Source organism: Rhizobium tibeticum, assembly GCF_900110205.1.
GTDB lineage: Bacteria > Pseudomonadota > Alphaproteobacteria > Rhizobiales > Rhizobiaceae > Rhizobium > Rhizobium tibeticum.
Map to the genome: position 1 here is coordinate 1 of NZ_FOCV01000101.1, position 5,505 is coordinate 5,505.

General features: G+C 54.6%; 3 protein-coding genes and 1 pseudogene. 1 reads left to right on the forward strand and 3 read right to left on the reverse strand.

What is annotated here, in order from left to right:
* A partial coding sequence (locus BSG20_RS34595; RefSeq protein WP_177309932.1) for a zeta toxin family protein occupies positions 1 to 1,466 on the reverse strand: 1,466 nt, incomplete at its 3' end.
* Positions 1,467 to 1,499: 33 nt separating this feature from the next.
* On the opposite strand from BSG20_RS34595, the pseudogene BSG20_RS34600 reads away from it, so the two are divergent.
* Positions 1,500 to 1,880 (forward strand): annotated as a pseudogene (locus BSG20_RS34600) (transposase); the annotation flags it as partial.
* Positions 1,881 to 2,621: 741 nt separating this feature from the next.
* Here BSG20_RS34600 and virD4 read toward each other — a convergent pair.
* Positions 2,622 to 4,679 carry a type IV secretion system ATPase VirD4 gene (gene virD4, locus BSG20_RS34605; RefSeq protein ID WP_093041932.1) on the reverse strand — a complete coding sequence of 686 codons (2,058 nt, stop codon included), beginning with the start codon at positions 4,677 to 4,679 and terminating at the stop codon, positions 2,622 to 2,624.
* Between the two features lie 580 nt (positions 4,680 to 5,259).
* Positions 5,260 to 5,505, reverse strand: a 246-nt coding sequence (locus BSG20_RS34610) for a DDE-type integrase/transposase/recombinase (RefSeq protein ID WP_143147562.1), incomplete at its 5' end; no start/stop codon positions are given.

Below are 5,505 nucleotides of genomic sequence, written 5' to 3' on the forward strand. Positions count from 1 at the left end.
TCCATTGTTGCATCGATTCCTGCCAGCTCGTCCTCGGTAAATTCGGGGAAGTCGAACCTTGGTTCTGACGGACTCAGCGCCGACGCCGAATGCTCACCCTGCACGCCGCCAAGCGCTGCATCGTTGGCCATTCCCGCGCCTGTATGCCGCTTGGAAAATGGGGACACCTCGACCAAAAACTTTGGTCGCTGCAATTTAGCCGCATCAGACACCTGTTGCGGCGATCGATTTACCAGGCTAGCAGGATCTGTCCTCTTCCGCTTCACAATGGATGACCGTTGAGGTGGCTCCTGATGGGGAGTGCCCAAGGTTGTATCCTCTTGAGGAGCAAAGGTCGAATCCGATGGTCCTGTTCTAGCAATTGCAGACTTTCCGAGAAACCGCTCTTGTAATATATTATGGCATGATGTAATTCTCTCAATGAGATGACTTTCGTAGCAGTACGGCTCGCCGATATTTGCCACTATAAAGTCTTCATCTCGCTTAACAGTCCGAACGAACATCTCGGCCATATGTCGCTGATCGTCAGCCGGAGTTTTGTATGGATCAAAATCCACTTGATTGTTAAGCGCTAGGCCTATTTCCGCCTTGTAAGATTTTACTGGCAGGTTAGCGCAAGGTAGATGTCGAGCGAACCTATCGCTCTGTTCGAGCTTGATCCAGATATTCTGAATCTCGTCCCGGTGAGTTTTTCCCAATGGCCTATTACGGGCAATCATAAGTGCCTGCATCACGCCCTGCTCACCTATCGTCTTCATCGGTCCAGTGGGATCGTTGGCTTGCTTATTTTCGAAGATTATTTCGCCACTTCGACCAATGATTGCTATTCGATCAAAAGAGTCGTAACAAATGCCTGTAGCCGCTATGAATGCCCAAACGGAATAACTCAGATCGTGCGACTTAGCATCTGGAGAGGGGATAGGGGCGATGGAGTCTCGCGCCAGCCAGCGGTCATAACGATCATGCATGGCGGTAAAACTAGTGATTCTATCTGTGGCCACGATATTTAGCTCTGTCTTGTAGCCAATGTGACGAGCCCTCGCGAGAACGATGTAATTAGGAGGATCTCGCGTCTCCAAAATGATATTTGATCGATGCCGTATCGCATGGTCAATCAATTGATCGCGCCAGTTCAAAACAACGAAGCGATTTATTTCCTCAACTACATGAGATCCCCGCATTCGAGCGCGGTTGTTGTCGGGAAGAAAAGACGTGAGTTCGTTCTCGCTTACCACTTGAGTGTATTCGGGATCATATTTATTCAGTAACTGCCTGATTGCGGAGCTTTTGCCCGCTGCCGGTTGTCCGCCTACAACAAGAAATATGGGATTCTTCAGCCTTCCATTTTCGGCTGCCATGCTACCTAAGATGTCACGTTCAAATATTACTTTCGCTTCCCTTGAATTTAATTTCCTCTTCCTTGCCAAGAACTTATTAAGAACTTCGACAGATTCCAGTGTTTCCATTTTCGGTCCTCGTACCCAATCGTTTAAAGTTAGCGCCACGTTGCCGTCGATACCGACGGGCGGCTCTTAATGGTCAATCTCACCACCGCGACATTTCCGGCAGTGCCGGGGCTCAGGCGCTCCTGGACGGCATCCGCAAGCGTTGGCCCTGGGTGAAGCATCTGTTCGCCGACAGCGCCTATGACCGGCTGAAGCTCATGGACAAAGCCGCCTATCTCGACTTCGTGGTCGGGATTATTCGTCGATCCGACGACCAGAAGGGACTCCAGGTCCTGCCGCGCCGCTAGGTGGTCGATCGCACATTCGGATGGATGACCCGCTGGCGGCGCCTCATGCGCGACTATGAACAGCGCATCGACGGTCTCTCACGCCACGATCCTCGTCGCCATGGGTGGAGACCGTGTCCGACGAAATTGCACATCCCTGATTTCAGAACGGACTCTAAGGCTGATCGATCGGGCATTTGTAGGGCCCTTCCATAAAAAGTGAGCGCAGCGGTTTGCGAATGGGCCACGCCTTGGATGAGTTTCTCGCCACGAGCATCGTGTGTAAGTGGGGCATATTCAACGTTAGTTTTCTTGCAATTGAAGCTTACGGCTCTCCTTTGTCGCCCTTGCGCGATCGGACCGTCGAAACGCATCGAAAGGAGCGGTTTCGTGGCACGATGTATCCTGATTGTTGGATCAAGTCCGGAGCTCCTGCCGATCGAAACGGCTTGCTGCAGGCTCTCAGAAGCCGTGGTTGCAATGACACCGAAGCTCCAGGTTTCCAGGCAAACGTTTCGCGGTTGAAGAAGGCGTCCGCCGATGAGCTAGCGCGACTTTCAGCGCATGCCCGACTTCGATTCGGCTCCGGTTTATCCATATCCCGAGAATGTGACGGTCCCCTTCTCGAGGCAATCGCTGGAGGCTCACTGCTCGTCATCGGAGAGCCGGGAGCCGGCAAGACCAGCGCGCTTGTCAGCGCGGCCTCGAGATTGAGCGCAGCAGGCGGGACTGTCGTCTTAGAATCGGTAGATAGGTTTCCGGGAGTTCGCATCATGTCGCGCGCTTGGCCACGCGTATCGCAGATCCGGATGGATAATTCTCTCGTCGTCTTCTCGCGATGCAACTCCTCTCATCTGTCGCCAGGAACAGCATCCGGCACTCCCGTATCTTATTCAAGAACCGTATCATCCGAGTGCATGGCTCCTGGCGCCAGTTCACCTGTTTGCCAAGCATTCGTCCGCCTCTGCAGATCGATGATCCGGTCAAGAAGTGCCCGCTGGGCGGCACGAGCCTGTAGTTCCTCCTCGCTCAGGTGATCGTCGCTCACCCGGTTCGGTCCGTAGACGTCGTGCGCATGTTCGACATCAGCGTATTCTCCGCCAGCATCCGAACTGGTCGCGCCCCCCGCCGGAAAGTCGCTGAATGCCTGGTCTTCCACCGGGACATCGTCAAAATCGGGCAACGCGGCCTGCACGGCGTCCTCCAATTTCGCTCCATCCGGTTGCGATTCCGCGGCAACGAGCAGCGTCGCGGGCGCTTGAACGTAAGTGGTCGCAAGGTGGAGGCGTTCTGGCTCCGGCAAGGCGCCAGACTGGCTATCGAAAATCCGCTTCAGCACGCGGTCGGAATAATATTTCACCTTTTTTAGCCGGAGCGGCGGTTGCCCTTTGATCAGCACGATCTCCATGTCGTCGTCGATGAGGCGAACTTGCTCGGGCCGCAACAGCGGCGCGCCCTGGTCGGAAAGCTGAATATTGGTATCGAAAATGTTGCGCTGGCTGAAGGAGGTGGAGCGGGCGCGAAACGTATAGTCGCCGATGGCTTTCGCAATATAGTTTGGAGTCTCGTCGTCGGCAGTGGCCATAAAGATCTGTATGCCAGTATTGCTTAAGAAATTCTCCTTACCAAACTCTTCATATGCCCCAGTCAAAGCCGAGAGGCTCTGGATGATGAACATGAAGCGCCCCTTGTAGCCAGCAATCGTAGTTACCGCGGTTTCTATCGCTTCGAGTTTACCGAGATGCTTAAACTCATCCAGCAAGAACAGCACTTCGAAGATTTCGTCCTTCTTCGGCAGTGTCCGCTGTAGAATGGAGACCACCTGCTGGAAGAACAGCCGAATGAGGGGGGCGATTACCTCAAGATCGTTTGGACTAACGCAGAGAAAAATGGACGTTGGATCGCGGCGGAGATCATAAATTGAAAAATCCGATGTCATTGTAGCTGCCTTGATTAAGGGGTCCGCCCAGAGATTTAGGCCGCCGTCACCAAGGACAGAGGTGTAGGAAGTCAGGATCTTAGTATCATTACCGGCCATGTTATCGAAGATTCGCTGTGCCTCTTGATTTTGCGTTTCCTCAGCTAGCTGGGCGAAAAGCTTGTACTTCTCACCGGGCTGGGCAAATAGGTCGTAGACCGCACCGATCGTCGGCGTACCCCGTTCGATGCAGGCGAGTATGCCAGCGACAAAAAGGTCTCGGGCGCCGTCAATAAAGCCTTCCGATCCCTTCCCCTTTGCAACGATCAAGTTAACGGCCAGCCGCCGCGTCTCGCTGAAACGGCGCTCCGGCGGCATGTTGACGATGTCAAGCACAGGGTTGTAACTGTGGGTCCGCCCCGCACCGTCGAGTGGGGCGAACTTGAAAACCCGATCTCCCCGCGTCACGCGGGCGCGCGAAGTGAGCTCGAATAGCTCCCCCTTCACGTCGAGCGCCAGAATCGAACCGTTGAAGGTCAGAAGCGTCGGGATGACCACGCCAACGCCCTTGCCGGCGCGCGTCGGGGCCACGACGAGACTATGCGGCTGTTCGCCGTTAGTTAGATATCGACCCGGCCAACGCGGCCCAACCGTTTTGCCAAAGATCGGTCCGGTTATGTTGCGAAAGGGCCTGATATAGCCCACTCGCTGTAGTTCCTGCCGCGCGGCCCAGCGCGCCGTGCCGTGATGATGCGGCTTTTTTAGAATTACAATGGCGCCCGCCATTGTAGCGATTACGGCAGTACTAACGGCGATGGTCAAGCCACGGAGGAACACCGGTGTGACGTAGCCAACATATAGGGGCGTTTCGTACCAGAAGGAGAAGATGTCGAAGCGATTGATAGTTTCGCGGCTGATGCCGTGCCGATAGAAGCTTGCATAAATACTCGCGAACAAAAGCCCGGTTATCAGCGAAAGAAGGAAGGCAAACAGCAGCGTGTTCAATTTCCGAGTCGTGCTCCCGTCCATTCCTCTTGACCTCCGCGGCGCTACTATGCTCACCCCCGCTTCGCTGCGGTCCTTCGAGCGTTTCGTCATTAGCCGTGGCATGCGCCCCGGGGAACTGATGCAGAATGCCCGCGAGCAACGTCGGCGGGGCTATTCCTGATATTGGTTCCAGTGGCCGATTGGACGTCGTGCATGCCGTTGCGCTCTTCGCATGCCTGCTGTAGGATTATCTGCCTGGAACGTTGGTTTCGGCGAACTTCCGCCCGGATGGATCCAACCTTGTAGCCATTTCCACTCGCCGACTGTGCCCGTGCGACGGAGCATCGAAGAGCTCAGATAAGGCCCGCTTTTCATCATAGGTCATAGTACAAGTCTCAAGCCGACCGACGGTTAGGGCGAACAGCTTACTGTATCCAGACGCTCATCTTTCACGAAGAGCGCTTGTCTATATAAACAAACCGCCCCCAGCATTCCAAGAATGCACGGTTACAGTTGCAATATAATGACGACGATGTCACCTGGTGCCAAGGTTGGCAGGAGAACCTGCTCAGGCGATGTCACGTTGTTTGATCAACGGCCGAAAAGTCGCTTGTCGGTAAACTCAGGCAATTGCAGCGGTCACGGCTTTCCACTGCGCCATGGCGCGGATCCGATGAATATGGGTGGCTAGGGCTGAGTGTCTCTGGTGCGGCGCGACGAAAAGATTTCTGACTGCTGAAAAGACCGAGATGAAACGTTGCAAACCTCCGACGGATCGAAAGCCCTGCATCATCCGCTCTCGTTTTCGAAGCGGCACGTGAGAATTCTCTGCGCGATTGTTAAGGCCCTTGTGCGATCGATGTTCGAC